At 68.7% G+C, this 18,055-nt stretch carries 21 protein-coding genes; 6 read left to right on the forward strand and 15 right to left on the reverse strand.

What is annotated here, in order from left to right:
• Nucleotides 1-27 precede the first annotated feature (27 nt).
• The 6 genes from KEC57_RS07350 to KEC57_RS07375 all read right to left on the reverse strand — a co-directional run bounded on the left by KEC57_RS07350 (nt 28) and on the right by KEC57_RS07375 (nt 5,720).
• The gene (locus KEC57_RS07350) at nt 28-936 is read right to left on the reverse strand and encodes a siderophore-interacting protein (protein ID WP_229383924.1); all 909 of its coding nucleotides are present in this window, start codon (nt 934-936) and stop codon (nt 28-30) included.
• Nucleotides 920-1,783, reverse strand: a complete 864-nt coding sequence (locus KEC57_RS07355; RefSeq protein ID WP_229383925.1) for an ABC transporter ATP-binding protein — start codon at nt 1,781-1,783, stop codon at nt 920-922. The genes KEC57_RS07350 and KEC57_RS07355 overlap by 17 nt, the downstream gene beginning before the upstream one ends.
• Nucleotides 1,780-2,805 (reverse strand): FecCD family ABC transporter permease, encoded by a 1,026-nt coding sequence (locus tag KEC57_RS07360; protein ID WP_229383926.1) that lies wholly within the window; start codon nt 2,803-2,805, stop codon nt 1,780-1,782. The genes KEC57_RS07355 and KEC57_RS07360 overlap by 4 nt, the downstream gene beginning before the upstream one ends.
• Nucleotides 2,802-3,842 (reverse strand): FecCD family ABC transporter permease, encoded by a 1,041-nt coding sequence (locus tag KEC57_RS07365; protein ID WP_372457010.1) that lies wholly within the window; start codon nt 3,840-3,842, stop codon nt 2,802-2,804. Before KEC57_RS07365 ends, KEC57_RS07360 begins: the two co-directional genes overlap by 4 nt.
• Before the next feature lie 91 nt (nt 3,843-3,933).
• Nucleotides 3,934-4,965 (reverse strand): iron-siderophore ABC transporter substrate-binding protein, encoded by a 1,032-nt coding sequence (locus tag KEC57_RS07370; protein WP_229383928.1) that lies wholly within the window; start codon nt 4,963-4,965, stop codon nt 3,934-3,936.
• Between the two features lie 152 nt (nt 4,966-5,117).
• Entirely contained in the window at nt 5,118-5,720 is a 603-nt protein-coding gene (locus KEC57_RS07375) for a biotin transporter BioY (protein WP_229383929.1), read from the reverse strand.
• A 237-nt stretch (nt 5,721-5,957) separates the two neighbouring features.
• Between KEC57_RS07375 and KEC57_RS07380 the strand changes: the two genes are divergently transcribed.
• Complete coding sequence (locus tag KEC57_RS07380) at nt 5,958-7,556, forward strand: ABC-F family ATP-binding cassette domain-containing protein (RefSeq protein ID WP_308187580.1); 1,599 nt, start codon at nt 5,958-5,960, stop codon at nt 7,554-7,556.
• A gap of 22 nt (nt 7,557-7,578) precedes the next feature.
• Here the strand turns inward: KEC57_RS07380 and KEC57_RS07385 are convergent, their stop codons facing one another.
• The 4 genes from KEC57_RS07385 to KEC57_RS07400 are packed head-to-tail and all read right to left on the reverse strand — an operon-like array spanning nt 7,579 to nt 9,751.
• Nucleotides 7,579-8,493, reverse strand: a complete 915-nt coding sequence (locus KEC57_RS07385) for an SURF1 family cytochrome oxidase biogenesis protein (RefSeq protein ID WP_229383930.1) — start codon at nt 8,491-8,493, stop codon at nt 7,579-7,581.
• The gene (locus KEC57_RS07390; protein ID WP_229383931.1) at nt 8,490-8,720 is read right to left on the reverse strand and encodes a hypothetical protein; all 231 of its coding nucleotides are present in this window, start codon (nt 8,718-8,720) and stop codon (nt 8,490-8,492) included. The genes KEC57_RS07385 and KEC57_RS07390 overlap by 4 nt, the downstream gene beginning before the upstream one ends.
• Entirely contained in the window at nt 8,717-9,109 is a 393-nt protein-coding gene (locus tag KEC57_RS07395) for a DUF3099 domain-containing protein (RefSeq protein ID WP_229383932.1), read from the reverse strand. The genes KEC57_RS07390 and KEC57_RS07395 overlap by 4 nt, the downstream gene beginning before the upstream one ends.
• Nucleotides 9,110-9,148: 39 nt before the next feature.
• Nucleotides 9,149-9,751 (reverse strand): DUF4190 domain-containing protein, encoded by a 603-nt coding sequence (locus tag KEC57_RS07400; protein ID WP_229383933.1) that lies wholly within the window; start codon nt 9,749-9,751, stop codon nt 9,149-9,151.
• 127 nt (nt 9,752-9,878) lie between these two features.
• Between KEC57_RS07400 and fabG the strand changes: the two genes are divergently transcribed.
• Entirely contained in the window at nt 9,879-10,589 is a 711-nt protein-coding gene (gene fabG / locus KEC57_RS07405; protein ID WP_229383934.1) for a 3-oxoacyl-ACP reductase FabG, read from the forward strand.
• Between the two features lie 69 nt (nt 10,590-10,658).
• Here fabG and KEC57_RS07410 read toward each other — a convergent pair whose 3' ends face one another.
• The 3 genes from KEC57_RS07410 to glgC are packed head-to-tail and all read right to left on the reverse strand — an operon-like array spanning nt 10,659 to nt 13,341.
• Complete coding sequence (locus KEC57_RS07410; protein ID WP_229383935.1) at nt 10,659-11,366, reverse strand: alpha/beta fold hydrolase; 708 nt, start codon at nt 11,364-11,366, stop codon at nt 10,659-10,661.
• A 49-nt stretch (nt 11,367-11,415) separates the two neighbouring features.
• Nucleotides 11,416-12,060, reverse strand: coding sequence for a phosphoserine phosphatase SerB (gene serB / locus KEC57_RS07415; protein WP_229383936.1), 645 nt, complete (start codon nt 12,058-12,060; stop codon nt 11,416-11,418).
• Between the two features lie 36 nt (nt 12,061-12,096).
• On the reverse strand, nt 12,097-13,341 hold the full coding sequence (glgC, locus tag KEC57_RS07420) for a glucose-1-phosphate adenylyltransferase (RefSeq protein WP_229383937.1): 1,245 nt from the start codon (nt 13,339-13,341) through the stop codon (nt 12,097-12,099).
• Between the two features lie 47 nt (nt 13,342-13,388).
• Between glgC and glgA the strand changes: the two genes are divergently transcribed.
• The 3 genes from glgA to KEC57_RS07435 all read left to right on the forward strand — a co-directional run bounded on the left by glgA (nt 13,389) and on the right by KEC57_RS07435 (nt 15,772).
• Nucleotides 13,389-14,582 (forward strand): glycogen synthase, encoded by a 1,194-nt coding sequence (gene glgA / locus KEC57_RS07425; protein WP_229383938.1) that lies wholly within the window; start codon nt 13,389-13,391, stop codon nt 14,580-14,582.
• A 10-nt stretch (nt 14,583-14,592) separates the two neighbouring features.
• A complete protein-coding gene (locus KEC57_RS07430; RefSeq protein WP_229383939.1) occupies nt 14,593-15,393 on the forward strand; it encodes an ABC transporter ATP-binding protein in 801 nt (266 codons plus the stop codon).
• 121 nt (nt 15,394-15,514) lie between these two features.
• Nucleotides 15,515-15,772, forward strand: coding sequence for a type B 50S ribosomal protein L31 (locus KEC57_RS07435; protein WP_229383940.1), 258 nt, complete (start codon nt 15,515-15,517; stop codon nt 15,770-15,772).
• A gap of 57 nt (nt 15,773-15,829) precedes the next feature.
• Here the strand turns inward: KEC57_RS07435 and KEC57_RS07440 are convergent, their stop codons facing one another.
• On the reverse strand, nt 15,830-16,561 hold the full coding sequence (locus KEC57_RS07440) for an exonuclease domain-containing protein (RefSeq protein WP_229383941.1): 732 nt from the start codon (nt 16,559-16,561) through the stop codon (nt 15,830-15,832).
• Between the two features lie 76 nt (nt 16,562-16,637).
• Between KEC57_RS07440 and KEC57_RS07445 the strand changes: the two genes are divergently transcribed.
• Entirely contained in the window at nt 16,638-17,537 is a 900-nt protein-coding gene (locus KEC57_RS07445) for an alpha/beta fold hydrolase (RefSeq protein ID WP_229383942.1), read from the forward strand.
• On the opposite strand, the gene KEC57_RS07450 is transcribed toward KEC57_RS07445, so the two are convergent.
• Nucleotides 17,497-18,051 (reverse strand): CGNR zinc finger domain-containing protein, encoded by a 555-nt coding sequence (locus KEC57_RS07450; RefSeq protein ID WP_229383943.1) that lies wholly within the window; start codon nt 18,049-18,051, stop codon nt 17,497-17,499. The genes KEC57_RS07445 and KEC57_RS07450 overlap by 41 nt on opposite strands.
• Nucleotides 18,052-18,055 lie beyond the last annotated feature (4 nt).

An 18,055-nucleotide genomic window follows, 5' to 3' on the forward strand; every position in this document is an offset into this window, starting at 1 on the left:
CTCGACCGCCGCGGCCCGCGTCACACGTCAGTTCTCGGCACGCCCGAGGCGCCAGTAGCCCATGAACGCGACCGCACGGCGATCCACGCCCCGCTCGGCGACCAGATGCCGGCGCAACGCCTTGATCGCGCCCGCCTCTCCGGCCAGCCACGCGTAGAGGCGCGCGCTCTTGAGCGCAGCGCCGCCTTTCGCCGTCCGCGGCACCTCCCAGAGGATGTCGGTGTCGATGTCGATCTCCTCGACGTCGGAACCCTCGCCGCTCGGCGCGAGGGTGGCCGCGGCATCCGTCACCGTCGACAGGAGGTGGCTGTGACGGTCGCCATCCCCGCGCGCACCGACAAGGTATTCGAAGCCGGGGTGGCGGGGCAGATAGGCGATGTCCTCGTCGCGAGGCACTTCGAGCGCGACCACGCCGCGGGCCTCGGGCGGAAGCTGCTCGAGGATCACCGCGATCGCCGGTGCGGCGGTCTCGTCGCCCGCCAGGAGGATCTGATCGACCCGGGCGGGCGGCACGAAGTCGATTCCGTAGCTGACGCCGCTGTGGGCGGTGGTGGGGGCGAAGATCAGAACCTCGTCGCCGATGCGAGCACGGGCGATCCAGCCGGATGCCGGGCCGAGCACGTCGTGCGACACCATGTCGACATCGACCTCACTCACTTCGTTGCGCACATAGCGCGTCGTGTAGGTGCGGAACGGCGGGCGCTCGGCCTCGGGAAGCTCGCGCCACTGGGTGTACCAGTCCTCGCCGACCGGCATCGTGTCGAGGCTCACGGAATCAGTGGGGAAGACGATCTTGATGCGCTGATCCAGGCCCGGGTTGCCGTAGACGGTGAGGTCGTCGCCGCCGAACGTGAAGCGGCGGAAGCTCGGAGTCAGATCGGTGATCGAGATCACCCGTGCGCGGAAGAAGCGGTGGACGTCAGCGGTCGGGGCCATCGGGGGATCCTGCCTGGGTTGTGAGGGGCTGTGCGGTGGCGCGGGGGCTCGTGACATGGTGGCGGCCGCGGGGCAGGACGATGGGGGCGCCGGACACCGGGTCGGAGACGACGAGGGCGTCGAGATCGAACACCTCGCGGATGAGGTCGGCCGTCATGACCTCGTGCGGCTCGCCACTGGCCACGAGACGGCCGGCGCGGAGGGCGAAGATGTGATCGGCGTAGCGCGCCGCGAGATTCATGTCGTGCAGCACCATGACGATGGTGGTGCCGCGGTCGCGGTTGAGGTCCGTGAGGAGATCGAGCACTTCGACCTGGTGCGCGACGTCGAGGAATGTGGTCGGCTCGTCGAGGAGCAGGATGTCGGTCTCCTGTGCAAGCGCCATCGCGATCCACACCCGCTGGCGCTGCCCGCCCGACAGTTCGTCCACCGAGCGATCGGCCAGCTCGGTGATGCCGGTCGCCTCGAGAGATTGTGCGACCACCTGGTAGTCGCGTTCGCTCCAGCGCGCCAGCAGCTTCTGATGAGGGTGGCGTCCGCGCCCGACGAGGTCGGCGACCGCGATCCCCTCGGGCGCCACCGGACTCTGTGGCAGGAGGCCGAGCGTGCGCGCGACCTCTTTCGAGGGGCGCCCGTGCAGGGCTTTGCCGTCGAGGACGACCTGACCTGCGCGCGGGGTGATCAGTCGCGCGAGCGCCCGCAGGAGCGTCGACTTGCCGCAGCCGTTCGCCCCGACGATCGCGGTGATGCGGCCGGGCGGGATTTGAAGATCCATCCCATCGACGATCGTGCGATCGCCGTAGGCGAGTGTCAGGGACTCCGCCGCGAGGCGGTGCGGATCGGTCATAGAGAGCCTCCGGATCGGTTCGTCCTGATGAGGAGGTAGACGAGATAGGGCGCGCCGAGCACGCCGGTGATGACGCCGACCGGATAGCGGGTGTCGAACGCGAACTGGCCGATCAGATCGGCGACGAGCACCAGCAGCGCGCCGACCAGCCCCGAGGGCAGCAGCAATGATCCGCCGGGACCGACGATGCGTGCCGCGATCGGCCCCGCCATGAAGGCGACGAAAGCGATCGGCCCGCTCGCGGCCGTGGCGAAGGCGAGCAGCGCGACGGCCGCGACGATCAGGAGCACCCGGGTACGCGTGACAGGCACACCGAGGCTGGCGGCGGCGTCATCGCCCAGACGCAGCATGTCGAGGCCGGCGCTCTGCGACAGCAGCACGGGTATGAGCAGAACGCACGCGATCGCGAGGGGCAGGACGATCTGCCAGGTCGCCCCGTTGAGGCTCCCGGTGAGCCAGCGCATCGCGACCTGCAGATCCCATGTGGCCGCCTTCGACAGCGCGTAGGTGATCACACTGTCGAGCATGGCGGCGACACCGATGCCGATGAGGATCAGGCGTGTTCCGGCGAACTGGCCACGGTGGGACAGCAGATAGATTGCTCCGGCGGTGAGGAGCGCGCCCGCGAGTGCGAGGAACGAGACGGTCGTCTCGTCGAGGGAGAGGATGACGATTCCGATGACGGCAGCAGCACTGGCGCCGGAGCTGATGCCGATGATGTCGGGGGAGGCCAGCGGATTGCGCAGCATCGTCTGGAATGTGACGCCCGCGATGCCGAACGCGAAGCCGGCGAGAAGCCCGAGCGTCGCGCGCGGAAGGCGCAGCTCACCCACTGTGAACGATGCTCCGGGCACCGTCTGGCCCAGCAGTACCTGGAGGACTTCCGTCGGCGCGTAGAACGTCTGACCGATCATGAGGCTCAGCGCGAAGGTGACGACGATCGCGACCACGAGTGCGGTGACGGTGAGCCCGCGGTTGCGCACCCGCCGACGGCGCCCCGCGACGACGACCTGGATGCTCACAGTTCACGCACCTTCTGGCGGCGCACGATCCAGATGAAGAAGGGTGCGCCGATGAACGCCGTCACGATCCCGACCTCGATCTCTTCGGGGCGTGCGACGACGCGGCCGATGATATCGGAGGCGACCAGCAATGCAGCTCCGGCGAGGGCGGAGAACGGCAGCAGCCAGCGATGATCGGTGCCCACGAGCAGTCGGCAGAGGTGGGGGATGACGAGACCGACGAAAGCGATCGGCCCGGCGACGGCGGTCGCGGCGCCGCAGAGGATCACGGCGCCGGCGGATGAGATCAGACGGGTGCGGGCAACGTGCTCGCCCAGCCCGGCGGCCAGGTCGTCGCCGAGGGCGAGGGAATTCATCCCGCGTGCGGTGAGCAGGCAGATGATGGCGCCCACAGCGAGCACCGGGAGAACCGTGGCGATACGGTCCCAGGTGGCTCCGCCGACACCACCGATCTGCCAGAAGCGGAATGTCTCCATGATGTCGACCCGGGGGAGCAGGATGGCGCTCACCAGAGACGTGAACGCTGCCGTGGTGGCGGCGCCCGCCAGCGCGAGCTTGAGCGGCGTGGCGCCCCCGCGCCCCACGGATCCGACCGCGTAGACGAACACCGCGGCGCTGGCGGCGCCGAGGATGGCGAGGCCCATCGTCGCGTAGGGATCGGTCAGCGCGAAGAAGGCGATCCCGATCACGACGGCGAGCGCCGCGCCGCCGGAGACACCGAGGATGCCGGGGTCGGCGAGTGGATTGCGCGTGACGGCCTGCATCGTCGTGCCTGCGAGGGCGAGCGCGGCCCCGACGAGGATGGCGAGCACGGTCCGCGGGATGCGGGTGACCACGGCCGCTTCTGCAACGCCATCGATGTCACCGCGGAGGGCGGTGAGGATCTCTCCGACGCTGACCTCTCGCGCGCCCAGCGCGACCGAGGCGATGCACAGCATCGCGAGCACCAGCGCTGCCGCCGCCAGCCAGCCCAACCGCACCGCCGCCGAGCGCCGCAGGGTGGCGGCGTTCGGCAGCGGCGTACGGGTCTCTGAGATAGTCACGTGGTGAGGGTTTCGAGGTGTCCGGCGTGCTCCCGGGTCCGACGAGAGACGGGCCCGGCTTTCGATGGACTCAGGCTTCGAGGGCTCAGCCGAGCGCGCCGGCAAGCACGGCGAAGTACTCGTCGATGCCCCACCCGATCGACAGCGGCGACGGGTTGGCGGAGGCTGCGAGTGGCGTGGAGCTCTCGAGGATCGCGATCCGTCCGTTCGCGATCGCGGGGATCTGCGAGAGGAGCGGGTCGGACTGGAGCTGGTCGATGATCGCGCCGTCTGCCTCGCCGTAGGTCACGAAGACATCGACGTCCTCGAATCGGTCGGCCTCTTCGGAGCTGATCGTGAGGTAGAACTCTTCCGTGTCCGCCGACTCCTCCTCGACGACGGCCGGCAGCGGCAGCCCGAGATCGGTGAGGAAGCCGGGCCGCGTGTCGAGGCTGGTGTAGAAGCCGACCTGGCTGAGGTCGGACGGGTCGATGTACGAGAAGAGCAGCTTCGAATCGGCGAGTTCGGGGTAGTCGGCAAGTGCCGCGTCGACCTCGGACTGAAGCTCGTCGATCAGGTCGTCGCCCTCGTCGGCGAGTCCCAGAGCCGCCGAGTTGAGCCGGATCATGTCCTGGTAGGAGGTGCCCCACGCGAGGTCCGGGTAGGCGACGACGGGGGCGATCTTCGACAGGGTGTCGTAGTCCTCCTGCGTGAGGCCCGAGTAGGCGGCGAGGATCACGTCGGGCTGCGTGTCTGCGACGGCTTCGAAGTCGATGCCGTCCGTCTCGTCGAACAGCACCGGGGTCTCCGCGCCGAGTTCTTCGAGCTGGTCCTCGACCCACGGCAGCACGCCGTCGCCGTCGTCGTCGCCCCAGGTGGCTTTGCTCATGCCCACGGGCACGACGCCGAGTGCGAGCGGGACCTCGTGGTTCGCCCATGCCACCGTCGCGACGCGCTCGGGCTTCTCCGTGATGGTCGTCTCGCCGTACGCGTGCTCGATCGTGACGGGGAACACATCGCCGTCGCCGGCCTCCGCATCGTCCGACGCCGGCGCGGTGGTGCCGCTCGCGCAGCCGGTGAGCAGAAGGGCGGACGCCGCGGCGAGGCCGAGGGCGGTGCGGGTGCGTGAACGAAGCACGGGACTCTCCAAGTGTGGGGGATGCCCTGGGGAGGTGTTAGGGCAGGCTTACTTTACCTTGAGGGTCGCGGCCGTGCCAATCGATGACGCTCCGAGATGACGAAAGGTCCCGGTCGCACGGGGCGACCGGGACCTCCGAAAGAACGACCTCGTCAGACCTTCTTGCTCGCGTCGGCTTTGCGGACGAGCGCCCAGGCTCCGGGAATGATCGCTGCGGCGACGCCGGCCTTGATGAGTCCGCCGACGATGAACGGCAGCAGTCCGACTTCGAGAAGCGCCGTGAAGGAGTAGTCGAGGCCCATCACGACGTTCAGGATGAACGCCATGTAAGGGATGCCGAACAGGAACGGCACCACGCTCGCGGCGGCGAAGCCGACGAATGCCAGCGCCGGACGGCGGTCCCATGCGCGCTGGGCGAACCAGCCAGCCACGAAGGCCGAGAAGATGAAGCCGATCACGAATCCGAAGCTCGGCTTGCCGACGGCTGCGATCGTGCCGGTGAAGCCCGCGAACACGGGGAGGCCGGCGAGTCCGACGAGCATGTAGGCGGTGAGGGCGGCCGCGCCGCGCCACGCGCCGAGAGCTGCCCCGACCACGATGACACCGAGGGTCTGGCCCGTGATGGGAACGGGCCAGAGGGGGATCTCCACCTGAGCCAGCAGCGCCACGACGGCCGCACCGGCGATGACGAGGCCCGCATCGAGAGCGAATGCGCGGGCTCGTGAGGACGGGCGTGCGATGACGTCGGCGAGCACCCGACGTGCCCCGGTGGACGCGGAGGGAGTGGCGGCGATGGTTGACCTGCGACTCAGCTTAGAGCCGGGCACGCCCGACTACTTGGATGCAGTCCACCAATGAATCCGGATCCCGCTGTGCAGGTTCCACACCGGCGCCGCGATGACTGTTCGGCTGGCACGCAGGCAGCGCAACCTATACTGGGAGGCTGGCCGTTCGGTCAGATCACTTCTCCCTCCAAGGAACGGACGTTCGCTGTGCTCGCCGTGCACGACCTCGAGATTCGCGTGGGCGCCCGCGTGCTCATGTCGGATGTGTCCTTCCGCGTATCCGACGGCGACAAGATCGGACTCGTCGGCCGCAACGGTGCCGGCAAGACCACGCTGACGAAGGTCCTCGCCGGCGACCTGCCGCCCGCCGACGGCAAGGTGGAGCGGTGGGGCGAGCTCGGTTATCTTCCGCAGGATCCCCGCGCGGGTGACCCCGAGATGCTCGCCCGCACGCGCATCCTCGATGCTCGCGGGCTCGGCACGCTGGCGCTCGGCATGCACGAGGCCTCCCTCGCGATGGCGAGCGAGGATGAAGCCGTCGCGGCCAAGGCGATGCGCAAGTACGCCAACCTCACCGAGCAGTTCGAAGCTCAGGGCGGATACGCCGCCGAGGCCGAAGCCGCGATCATCTCGAACAACCTCTCGCTGCCTGACCGCATCCTCGACCAGCCCCTGAAGACCCTGTCGGGCGGACAGCGTCGCCGCATCGAACTCGCGCGCATCCTATTCTCCGATGCGCAGACGATGATCCTCGACGAGCCGACCAACCACCTCGACGCCGATAGCGTCGTGTGGTTGCGCGAGTTCCTCAAGGGATACAAGGGCGGCCTCATCGTCATCAGCCACGACGTCGAACTGGTCGGCGAGACAGTCAACCGGGTGTTCTACCTCGACGCCAACCGTCAGGTCATCGACACCTACAACATGAACTGGAAGAACTACCTGCGTCAGCGGGTGGCCGACGAGGAGCGCCGCAAGAAGGAGCGCGCGGGCGTCGAGAAGAAGGCGACGCAGCTGCAACTGCAGGCGGCGCGCTTCGGCGCGAAGGCGTCGAAGGCCGCGGCAGCCCACCAGATGGTGGCGCGCGCCGAGAAGATGTTGTCGGGCCTCGACGATGTGCGCCAGGACGAGCGCGTCGCCAAGCTCCGGTTCCCGAAGCCGGCGCCGTGCGGCAAGACGCCGCTCATGGCGTCGGGGCTGTCGAAGTCGTACGGGTCGCTGGAGATCTTCACCGACGTCGACCTCGCGATCGACCGTGGCTCGAAGGTCGTCATTCTGGGCTTCAACGGCGCGGGAAAGACCACTCTGCTGCGCATCCTCGCCGGCGTCGACCAGCCCGACACCGGGCAGCTCGAACCAGGGCATGGCCTCAAGATCGGCTACTACGCGCAGGAGCACGAGAACCTCGATGTGAATCGGTCCGTTCTCGAGAACATGATGTCGGCCGCTCCCGACATCACCGCGACTGAGGCGCGCAAAGTGCTGGGATCGTTCCTGTTCACGGGCGATGATGTGCTGAAGCCCGCAGGAGTTCTCTCCGGCGGCGAGAAGACGCGCCTCTCGCTCGCGACGCTGGTCGTCTCGAGTGCCAACATGCTGCTTCTCGACGAGCCGACGAACAACCTCGACCCGGCATCGCGTGAAGAGATCCTCGGTGCTCTGGCCCACTACGAGGGCGCCGTCGTCCTCGTCTCGCACGATGAAGGCGCCGTGGAGGCGCTCAACCCCGAACGCGTGCTGATCCTCCCCGACGGCGTCGAAGACATCTGGGGCCGCGACTACGCCGAGCTGATCAGCCTGGCCTGATCGCGCCCGCGCCGCGTTCGCGTCACCGTCCGGCGGCGTCTATCAGCGCGTCTTCGTCCTCGGCATCGCGATCGCGACGACGGCGCGGCGATGCAGATGCAGATGCCCCGGGGAGTGCGGGATCCTCTGCCGGCCGCGGCATCGAGTCGTCGCCGTCGTCCTCGGCGTCCTCGCGGCGGTGGCGACGCTCGGTACGGATCACGTAACCGATGAACACGAAGCCCATCACCGCGAACAGGATCCATTGGATCGCATATGACAGATGAGGCCCCGGGTCTTCGGACGGGCTCTCGAGCGCCTCGGGGGCGGCAGCGGGCGCCGGGTCCTCCGTCACCATCACGCCGTAGGCGGTCAGCTCGAGGTCCTCGCCCGTCTCAGCGGAGACGGTCGCAGCGATGAGCGGCAGATTGATGGTCGGCACCTGGCCGTCCGGCGCGGAGCGACCCGATGAGGGCAGCTGCTCGCCCGGACGAAGGCGCACGATCACGCTGACATCGCCCGCCGGCGCCGCCGGAACCGCATCGGGTTCGGGCTGGTCCTCGCCGGGCCGAACCCAGCCACGATCGACCAGGACGACGCGCCCGTCGTCGAGTCGGAACGGTACCAGCACCTCGAACGCCGATGTGCCGCCGTGGGGACGGTTGCGCGCGAGCAGCTGGTCTTCGGGAAGGTACCGGCCCTCGAGAATCACCTGACGCCACTGGTCCGAAGGATTCAGCGCACCGCCGACCGGGATGACGTCGGCCAAGGGGACGGCGGGCGCGTCGTAGTTCGCCGCCACGAGGGCGAGCTGCCCGGAGCGCTCCTCGTTGCGCGTGAACTGCCAGTTCGAGAGGAACGCGCACGCTATGGCGAACACGATGGCGAGGGCGATGTAGATCGACCAGCGTCCGCCGCGGGGGAGATCCTGCATGCTGAGGGCGCGGCCGGGGCTCATCGTGGTGCCTCCGCCGGGGAGAGAGCCGTCACCGTGAGCGGAAAGCTGCGCGCCGCGAGGAATTCGCGGAGGTAGTCGCGATGCTCGTCGCACGCCACCCAGGTCTTCGTCCGCCCCTCGGTGTGGATCCGCGGGTTGCGCCAATCGATCCGCCACGCCGCGGGGGCGCGGCATCCGGCCCGCGAGCAGGTCGCCGGCGCGACGGGCTCGTCCGCTGTGGTGCTCATGCGTCGTCGTCCGGGCTCTCGCTCGGGCGCGCGAGCGGCGCAGGCGCCTCGGGGGCCTCGAGATGCGACTCTTCCAGGCGGATGATGCGCGCATCCGGGACCTGCGGTGCGCTCGGCGTGGCCGGCAGAGCCGGTTCGGGGTCCTCGCGACGATTGCGGCGAGCCTCCTGGCCGACGTTCGCACTCACCACGGCGATGTAGGGGAGGAAGATCGCCGCGGCGCCGAGAACCCAGGTGTACCAGCCGTACGGCGTGATCACGACCATCAGGATGAAGCACAGGACGCGTACGCCCATCATCACGAGATACCGCGTGGAGCGCGCGCCGACATCGTCGCGCGGCGCTCGCGGCAGCGACGTGGCGGATGGTGCGTGGCTCGAACTCTTCACGGTGCTTCCAGCGTACGCCGGAAGCACCGTGAAGGAGGGTCAGTACTCGTAGTCGAAGCGCGATCCCTGGCTGGCCGCCCACGCGATGAAGGCGAAGAAGATGATTCCGCCGATGATCCACAGGCCCAGCCCCACGTACCCGGCGATCGTGCCCCCGAGCGCCATGCCGCGACCCTTCTCGCCGCTGGTCTTCAGCTGATTCAGCGAGATGTGGCCCGTGATGATGCCGCCGATCGAGCCGATGATCGGCAGGAAGCCGATGAATCCGACGATCGAGGCGATCAGCGACACGATCGCGAGGACGTTCGTCTTGACCTGGGTTCCGTATCCGTAGGCGGGCGCCGCGCCGTAGCCCTGTGGTGCGCCGTAGGTCTGTGGTGCGCCATAAGCGGGTGCGGTGCCGTAGGCCGGCGCCGCACCGTAGGCGGGTGCTTCGCCGTAGGCCGGAGGAGGGGTCGGAGCGCCGTATGCCGGCGGCGGGTATCCGCCCGGAGCAGGCGGCGGGTAGGCGGCGGGCGTGGCAGTCGCCGGCGCACCGGGGTCGGCCGGGGGAGCGGCGGGCGACGCCGGGGCGGGCGGTACGGGCTGTGTCGGCTGCGCCGACGGGTCCGGCACCGGGGTGTCGGGGGTGTTGTCGCTCACGGGAGGCCTTTCGTCGAGGTACCGGTCCAGCGTTCCAGCGTACGTCGGGGAGTGTCAATCGGCGAGGGTGCCGATGGACCCGCCGCTAGGCTGGGGCGGATCCGTCACCGAACCCGGGAGCATCACCATGTCCAGCGATCGTGTCGTCCTCGTCACCGGCGGAAACCGCGGCATCGGCCGCGCCATCGCAGAGCGCTTCGTCGCGCTGGGCTACAAGGTGGCTGTGACCGCGAGGTCGGGCGAAGGGCCCGAGGGCACCGTGACGGTGCGGGCGGACGTGACGGACTCTGCGGCCGTCGACGCCGCGTTCACAGAGGTCGAGAACACCCTCGGCCCGGTCGAGATCGTCGTTGCCAACGCCGGCGTCACGAAGGACACCCTGCTGCTTCGGATGAGCGAGGACGACTTCGACAGCGTCGTGGCCACCAACTTGGGCGGCGCATTCCGTGTGGTGAAGCGCGCCTCCAAGGGCATGCTCCGCGCCCGCTGGGGAAGGGTGGTGCTGATCTCGAGCGTCGTCGGCCTCTACGGCTCGGCCGGACAGATCAACTACGCCGCGTCCAAGAGCGGACTCGTGGGCTTCGCTCGCTCGCTCACCCGCGAACTGGGCGCTCGGGGGATCACCGCGAACGTCGTCGCACCGGGGTTCATCGAGACCGACATGACGGCCGAGCTTCCGGAAGAGACGCAGGCCGAGTACAAGAAGAACATCCCCGCGGGCCGCTTCGCGACCGCGGATGAGGTCGCCGGTGTGGTCGCGTGGATCGCCTCCGACGACGCCGCGTACATCTCGGGTGCTATCATCCCGGTGGACGGCGGCCTCGGTATGGGGCACTGACCCCCCCCCAGCCCGCTTCACGCTTCGGCAGGTCCGGCGACGGGTGAATTTCAGACCGCGAGCCTGTCGTCAGTCGATCGCGCGCAGGATCGCCTCTGCTACCGCGCCGGGCTGGGAGAACTGCGGCCAATGCCCCGTCTTCTCGTCGGCCGCGTTGAGCTGGACGATGTCGAGGTTCTCGAGGGCCGCCAGCTCGGCGGCCCAGGCGGGTGCCTGCCGGATGTACTCGCGGATCTCGGCCTCGGGCACCGTGCTGGTGATCATCGTCGCGGGGACCGCGCGGCGGCGCTCGTCGGTGAGCTTCACGGCGTCGGTGGGCACACGCGCGGGCACGGATTTCGCGCGGGCCGCGACATCTGCTCGCGTAGCGGGATCGAGATCGGCGATCTCCGGCTCGTCGAAGAAGTCCCACCCCGGAAAGGGGATCACGCCTTCGACGACCGGGAACTCCCAGATCGATCCGCCGTCGGAGGGCGGGAAGGTGTCGAGGAACACGACCCGCGCCACGCGGTCGGGGCGTGCGTCGAGCGCGCCGTAGACGACGTTTCCGCCACCGGAATGACCGACGAGCACGACCTGGCCGTCGAGCCGGTCGATCTCGGCGACAGTGGCCGCGACCCAATCAGCGATGCCGATATCGGCGGATTCGGAGGCCGGGGCGCCGACCCCCGGCATGGTGAGCGGGTGGGTGCGATGCCCGGCGGCCTCGAGCGCGGGAGCGACCTCGCCCCACGTCGCCGCGTCGAGCCACAGGCCCGGTACGAGGATGATGTGCATGCGTCCGACGCTACCGGCGACGCCCGACATACGGCAGGCCGCGGCAGGGTCAGGGCAGAAGCGCGATGACCTCGCGAAGATCCACCGGCCCGACGACGACGTCGGCCTGAGCGCGGACGGCGGGCTTCGCATTGAACGCGACACCGAGTCCCGCCGCCGCCATCATCGTGAGGTCGTTGGCACCGTCGCCGATCGCGATCGTGCGGGTGAGGTCGACCCCGCGCTCGGCCGACCACTCGCGCAGTGCTGCGGCCTTCGCCGCAGCATCCACGATCTCGCCGTCGACGACGCCGCTCAGTACGCCGTCCTGCGTCGCCAGTCGGTTGGCGCGCCAGACATCGACCCCCAGCGACGGCGCCACGGTGTCGAGGACTTCGTGGAAGCCTCCCGACACGACCCCGACGGCGCCGCCGCGCGAGTGGACCGCGTCGATCAACTCCCTCACGCCCGGCGTCGGCTCGATGCGCGCCAGCACGCGGGCGAATGCCGTGACCGGCACACCGGCGAGGGCCTCCACACGCGAGCGGAGGCTCGTCGCGAAGTCGACCTCGCCGCGCATCGCCGCCTCGGTGGCTGCAGCCACCTCCGGCCCGCGTCCGGCCTCATCGGCGATGAGTTCGATGACCTCGTTGCGGATCAGCGTCGAATCGGCGTCGAGCACGACGAGGAAGCGTGCGGGTGCGGCAGCAGACATCCCTCCACGCTAGCGGGAGCGGATGCGCGCGCCGTGTCACCGATCGACGTGGATGCCCTTGCCGACGACCGTGATGCCGCTTTCGGTCACGGTGAAGCCCCGGGCGAGGTCCTTCTCGCGGTCGACACCGACCGTCGCACCCTCGGCGAGCACCACGTTCTTATCGAGGATCGCGCGATGGATTCGCGCGCCCGCACCGACATGGACATGGTCGAACAGCACCGAGTCGGTGATGGTGGAGCCGCCCCCGGCGAGCGTCCAGGGGCCGACGACGCTGCGCTCGAGGTGCGTGCCGGACAGCACGGACCCGAGCGAGACGATCGAGTCGATCGCGTTTCCGATGCGGCCGACCGAGTCGCGCACGAACTTGGCAGGCGGCGAGTTCACCGCCTGCGAGTGGATCGGCCAGTCGGTGTTGTACAGATTGAAGATCGGCAGCGTCGAGATGAGGTCGCGGTGCGCGTCGAAGAACGAATCGATCGTTCCGACGTCGCGCCAGTAGTACCGGTCCCGGTCGGTCGAACCCGGCACGTCGTTGCGATTCATGTCGTACACACCGGCCTCGCCGCGTCCGACGAAATACGGGATGATATCGCCGCCCATGTCGTGATTCGAGGTCGGCAGCTCGCCATCCGATTCGACCGCCTCGATCAGGGCGTCGGCGTCGAAGATGTAGTTGCCCATGGAGGCGAGCACCTGGTCGGGCGCATCCGAGAGACCCGTGGGGTTGAGCGGTTTTTCAAGGAACTCATGGATCTTCGCGGGGTCGTCCTTGTCGACGTCGATGACACCGAACTGGTTCGCCATCGAGATCGGCTGACGGATGCCGGCGACCGTGGCCCGTGCGCCGGATTCGATGTGCGCGGCGAGCATCTGGCGGAAATCCATGCGGTAGACGTGGTCGGCGCCGATCACGACGACGATGTCGGGCTGCTCGTCGTTGATGAGGTTGAGGCTCTGCAGGATGGCGTCGGCCGATCCCGAGAACCATCGCTTGCCGAGGCGCTGCTGAGCCGGCACCGAGGTGACGTACGAATCCAGCAGGGCCGACATGCGCCACGTCTGCGAGATGTGACGGTCGAGGCTGTGCGACTTGTACTGCGTCAGCACGACCACCTGCCGAAGTCCCGAGTTCAGCAGGTTCGAGATGGCGAAGTCGATGAGGCGGTATTGACCGCCGAAGGGGACGGCGGGCTTCGCACGATCCGCGGTCAGGGGCATCAACCTCTTTCCCTCTCCACCTGCGAGGATGATTCCGAAGACCTTGGGCGCTGCTGGCATGGCACCACACTATGACGCGTTCCGGCCGGTGTACTAGCGTTCGACACATGCGCGTCGACATCGTCACCAAGGAGTACCCGCCGGAGATCTACGGGGGCGCCGGCGTGCACGCCGCCGAGCTGGTGAAAGCCCTCCGCTCCACCGTCGATGTCCGCGTCCGTGCGTTCGGCGCCGAGCGTGACGAAACCGGCACCACGTCCTACACGGTGCCGAGCGAACTGGCGGCGGCGAACGCGGCGATCCAGACCCTGGGAACCGATCTCGAGATCGTGACCGATGTCGCCGGTGCCGACGTCGTGCACAGTCACACCTGGTATGCGAATTTCGCCGGGCACCTCGCATCGTTGCTCCACGGCATCCCGCACATCGTCACGGCGCACAGTCTCGAGCCGCTGCGTCCGTGGAAGGCCGAGCAGCTCGGCGGCGGCTATGCCGTGTCGAGCTGGATCGAGCGCGCCGCCTACGAGGGTGCAGCCGCGGTCGTCGCCGTGAGCGAGGGAATGCGCGCCGACATCCTGCGCAGCTACCCGGCTCTGGACCCCGAGCGGGTGCGGGTCATCTACAACGGCATCGATGTGTCGGCGTGGCGCCCCGTCGAGGACCCCGAGCTGCTCGCCGGGCTCGGCATCGACCCCGCCAAGCCCTCAGTCGTGTTCGTGGGGCGCATCACGCGCCAGAAGGGACTGCCGTACTTCCTCCGCGCGGCCGAGCTGCTGCCGGCGGACGTGCAGGTGATCCTTTGCGCGGGAGCCCCAGACACCCCGCAGATCATGGCCGAGGTCGAGGGCCTCGTCCGCGGCCTGCAGGAGACGCGCCAGGGCGTCGTGTGGCTGGATCGGATGCTGTCGCGCCACGAGCTCTGCGCGATCCTGAGCTCCGCCACCACGTTCGTGTGCCCGTCCGTCTACGAACCGCTCGGCATCGTGAACCTCGAGGCGATGGCGTGCGGCGCCGCGGTCGTCGGCACGGCGACCGGCGGCATCCCCGAGGTCGTCGTGGATGGTGTCACCGGGCGGATCGTGCCGATCGAGCAGCTGCAGGACGGCACCGGCACCCCGACGGATCCCGAGAAGTTCGTCGGCGATCTCGCCCGTATCCTCACCGAGGTCGTCAACGATCCAGCCCGCGCACGTGAGTACGGCGCCGCAGGCCGCGAGCGGGCGACGAACGACTTCAGCTGGGAGAGCATCGCCCAGCAGACGGCCGCGCTCTACGCAGAGGTGGCCGCCGTCGGCCGATAGGCTTGACGGCATGCCCCAGGTGCTCGAGTTCTCCGACGTCGTCGTCCGTCGAAACGCCCGGAACATCGTCGATCACGTGGACTGGACCGTCCGCGACGACGAGCGGTGGGTGATCCTCGGGCCCAACGGCGCAGGCAAGACCACCGCGCTGCAACTTGCCGACACCCTGCTGCACCCGACCTCGGGAAGCGTCACGATCCTGGGGGAGCGGCTCGGCCGCACCGACGTCTTCGAATTGCGTCCGCGCATCGGATTCGCGTCCTCGGCGATGGCTCGCCGAGTGCCGCCAGAAGAGACGGTCTTGAACGTCGTACTGACCGCGGCGTACTCGGTGCTCGGCCGCTGGCGCGAGGATTACGAAGACATCGATGAGCGCCGGGCGCTGCGGGTGCTCGCCGAATGGAAGCTCGATCACCTCGCCGACCGCACGTTCGGAACGCTCAGCGACGGCGAGCAGAAGCGCGTGCAGATCGCTCGAGCGGTCATGACCGACCCCGAGCTGCTGCTGCTGGACGAGCCGACCGCGAGCCTCGATCTGGGTGCACGCGAGGAGCTCCTCATCCTGCTCGGCGGGTACGCGCAGGCGCCCACCACGCCGGCGATGATCATGGTCACCCACCATGTCGAAGAGATCCCGGTCGGATTCAGCCACGTCCTGCTCCTCAAGGACGGAATGGCCGTCGCCGCCGGCCCGATCCGCGAGACCTTGACGGGGGAGGCGCTCAGCGAGACCTTCGGTGTGCCCATCCGGCTCACCGAGGAAGACGGCCGCTTCGCCGCTCGCGCGGCGCATTCCGGCACCGGCTCCTGAGCCCGTCGAACGACGATTCACCAGGATGCCCGCGGGCTGATAGAATTGTTGTTTGGTGCGCTCGCACCCCAGACTTTGACCGCCCTGGCAAAATCCAGGGCATCATCCTCAAAGGACCATCATGAAGACTGACATTCACCCCGACTACCAGGCAGTCGTGTTCCGCGACCTCGGCTCGGGCGACACGTTCCTCACGCGTTCGACGGTTTCCAGCGACAAGACGATCGAGCTCGACGGTGTCGAGTACCCCGTCATCGACGTTGAGATCTCGTCCGCGTCGCACCCGTTCTACACGGGCAAGCAGCGCATCATGGACTCGGCCGGCCGCGTCGAGAAGTTCAACCAGCGCTTCAAGGGCTTCGGCGGCGCTTCCCAGTAAGCCCGCTCCTTCGAAAAGGCCTCGCTTCGGCGGGGCCTTTTCGTTTCGGCCTCCGACTCAGCGGATCGGCCAGCTGCCGTCGACGCGATCATCGGGGTCGAGGCGTCCGATGCCGATGAAGTACTCCGTGAGGCTCTCGGCCTGCGCGCGAGCCCACGCGATCTGCCGCGTGTGCAACTCGTGCGCCGTAGCGGGGAGGGATCCGGCGAAGCGCTCGGCGAGTGCCTGAGCCACGCGACCCGCTGCGACCGCGTCGGCCGCGGCCTCGTGCGCGCCGTCCAGCCGCACCGCGTAGTGCGCGGCGACGACCTCCAGGGTGCGCTTGCCGCGCCGCCAGCGGTCGTACGCCTTGTCGACCACCAGTGGATCGATCACCGGGAAAGGTGCGTCGATGGGTGCGATCCCATGCCGAAGCGCCTCGTGCTTGAGCAATGAGAAGTCGTAGGGGGCGTTGTAGGCGACGACGGGGATGCCGGCGTCCAGAAGTGCGCGCAGCGCGTCGACGACCTCGGCCACGACCGCCGCGGCGGGTCGGCCGGCACGGCGAGCATGCTCGGTCGTGATGCCGTGGATCGCGCTGGCGCCTTCGGGGATCTCGATACCGGGGTCGGCGAGCCAGTCGCGAGCGCGGATCACCGAGCCGGTGGCGTCGAGCAGACCCACGTGCGCCGTGACGATGCGGTCGCCCGTGACGTCGACGCCGGTCGTCTCTAAGTCGAAGACTCCGACCACTCGCACCCATTCCGGAATATCGAACAAGGCGAGCTGTTCGCCGGGCGCGTGCTTCATGCCGTTCACGGTATGAGCAGGCGCCGACATCGGAGTGGAGGCGCTCCGTGTGCGTGCGCACTCGTAGACTCGACGCGTGGCCGCTCCCAACCCCTACGCACCCCTGCTCGACGAGATCCCCGTCGAGCGGCGTGAGGTCGCGGTGCTGGGGGGAACGACGGCGTACTGGGTCTATGGGCCGGCCGAAGCGGACACCACGATCGTCGCCGTGCACGGCTTCCGCGGTGAGCACCACGGTCTCGAGCCGGTCGTCGCGCATCTTCCCGGCATCCGTGTCGTGTCGCCCGACCTTCCGGGCTTCGGCGAGACCGGCGCGGTTCCCGGCCGCACGCACGACATCGCCCTCTACGCGGACTGGCTGCGTGAGTTCGCGGCGGCCGTCGCACCGGGCGCCGTCATCCTCGGGCATTCGTTCGGTTCGATCGTGGTCGCGAAGGCGGTCGCCGAGGGTCTCGTGGCGCCGCGCGTGATCCTGGTGAACCCGATCGGCGCACCCGCCCTGGAGGGCCCGCGCGGCATCCTGACCCGCCTCGCCGTGTTCTACTACTGGGCGGGCGCGCGGCTCCCGCGCCGTGTCGGAGAGGCGGTGCTTCGCAACGGGCTCATCGTGCGGGTCATGAGCGAGTCGATGGCCAAGACAAGAGACCCCGAGCTGCGGCGGTTCGTGCACGACCAGCACGACACCTACTTCTCGAACTTCGCGGATCGCGATGTGCTGCACGACGCGTTCCTCGCGTCGGTGTCCAACGACGTGCGGGCGTTCGCGCCGCGCATCGCACAGCCGACGCTCCTCGTCGCGGCCGAGCGTGACGACATCACGCCGATCGAGGTCGAGCGTCGTCTGGCGACCATGTTCAGCGACGCCGAGCTGGTCGAGATCCCCGACGTCGGCCACTTGATCCATTACGAGACGCCGGCGGTCGCGGCCGCCGCGATCACGCGGTTTCTCGCGCCTTCCGACGCCGATACGCGTTGACGTTCATGCGGTTGCCGCAGTTGCCGGTGTCGCAGTACCGTTTCGATCCGTTCTTGGAGTAGTCGACGTAGACCGCGTCGCAGTCGTCGGCGTCGCACACGCGGATGCGGTCGTACTCGTCGGCGCGGATCACGTCGACGAAGGCCATGGCCGCCTCGACGAGGATGCGGGTGGCGAGCGGCGAATCGTCGGTCGTCGCGTGGATGTGCCAGTCGTACGCATCGTGGATGACGAGCTGGGGGAGCGCGTGGCCGTCGCGCAGCATCTCGTTCACGAGCGGCACGGCGCCTTCGCGATCGACAGCCCAGAGGGCGCGAAGGCGGTTGCGGATGCCGCGGACCGCGGCGAGCTCGGCGGCATCGCGTCGCAGCAGCCCGGTGTAGGGGTTCACCACGAGGTATTCGTCGAGCTCGGCGGTGGTCTGCAGGCGATCTTCTCCGTCGTAGCCGGGGAGCGTGTTCACAAGGTGCACGGCCGCCATGAGCGCCTGCTGCGTGTCATGGATGAAGACCATGTTG

This window comes from Microbacterium allomyrinae, assembly GCF_020682705.1.
GTDB classification, from domain to species: domain Bacteria; phylum Actinomycetota; class Actinomycetes; order Actinomycetales; family Microbacteriaceae; genus Microbacterium; species Microbacterium allomyrinae.

Bases quoted from the DNA above. Each gene is read 5' to 3' on its own strand.
- KEC57_RS07410 (WP_229383935.1), bottom strand. From the start codon at position 11,366: ATGCACATCATCCTCGTACCGGGCCTGTGGCTCGACGCGGCGACGTGG.
- serB (WP_229383936.1), bottom strand. From the start codon at position 12,060: ATGTCTGCTGCCGCACCCGCACGCTTCCTCGTCGTGCTCGACGCCGAT.
- KEC57_RS07355 (WP_229383925.1), bottom strand. From the start codon at position 1,783: ATGACCGATCCGCACCGCCTCGCGGCGGAGTCCCTGACACTCGCCTAC.
- KEC57_RS07430 (WP_229383939.1), top strand. From the start codon at position 14,593: ATGCCCCAGGTGCTCGAGTTCTCCGACGTCGTCGTCCGTCGAAACGCC.
- KEC57_RS07385 (WP_229383930.1), bottom strand. From the start codon at position 8,493: ATGAGCCCCGGCCGCGCCCTCAGCATGCAGGATCTCCCCCGCGGCGGA.
- fabG (WP_229383934.1), top strand. From the start codon at position 9,879: ATGTCCAGCGATCGTGTCGTCCTCGTCACCGGCGGAAACCGCGGCATC.
- KEC57_RS07435 (WP_229383940.1), top strand. From the start codon at position 15,515: ATGAAGACTGACATTCACCCCGACTACCAGGCAGTCGTGTTCCGCGAC.
- glgC (WP_229383937.1), bottom strand. From the start codon at position 13,341: ATGCCAGCAGCGCCCAAGGTCTTCGGAATCATCCTCGCAGGTGGAGAG.
- KEC57_RS07390 (WP_229383931.1), bottom strand. From the start codon at position 8,720: ATGAGCACCACAGCGGACGAGCCCGTCGCGCCGGCGACCTGCTCGCGG.
- glgA (WP_229383938.1), top strand. From the start codon at position 13,389: ATGCGCGTCGACATCGTCACCAAGGAGTACCCGCCGGAGATCTACGGG.
- KEC57_RS07450 (WP_229383943.1), bottom strand. From the start codon at position 18,051: ATGGTCTTCATCCATGACACGCAGCAGGCGCTCATGGCGGCCGTGCAC.
- KEC57_RS07440 (WP_229383941.1), bottom strand. From the start codon at position 16,561: ATGAAGCACGCGCCCGGCGAACAGCTCGCCTTGTTCGATATTCCGGAA.
- KEC57_RS07350 (WP_229383924.1), bottom strand. From the start codon at position 936: ATGGCCCCGACCGCTGACGTCCACCGCTTCTTCCGCGCACGGGTGATC.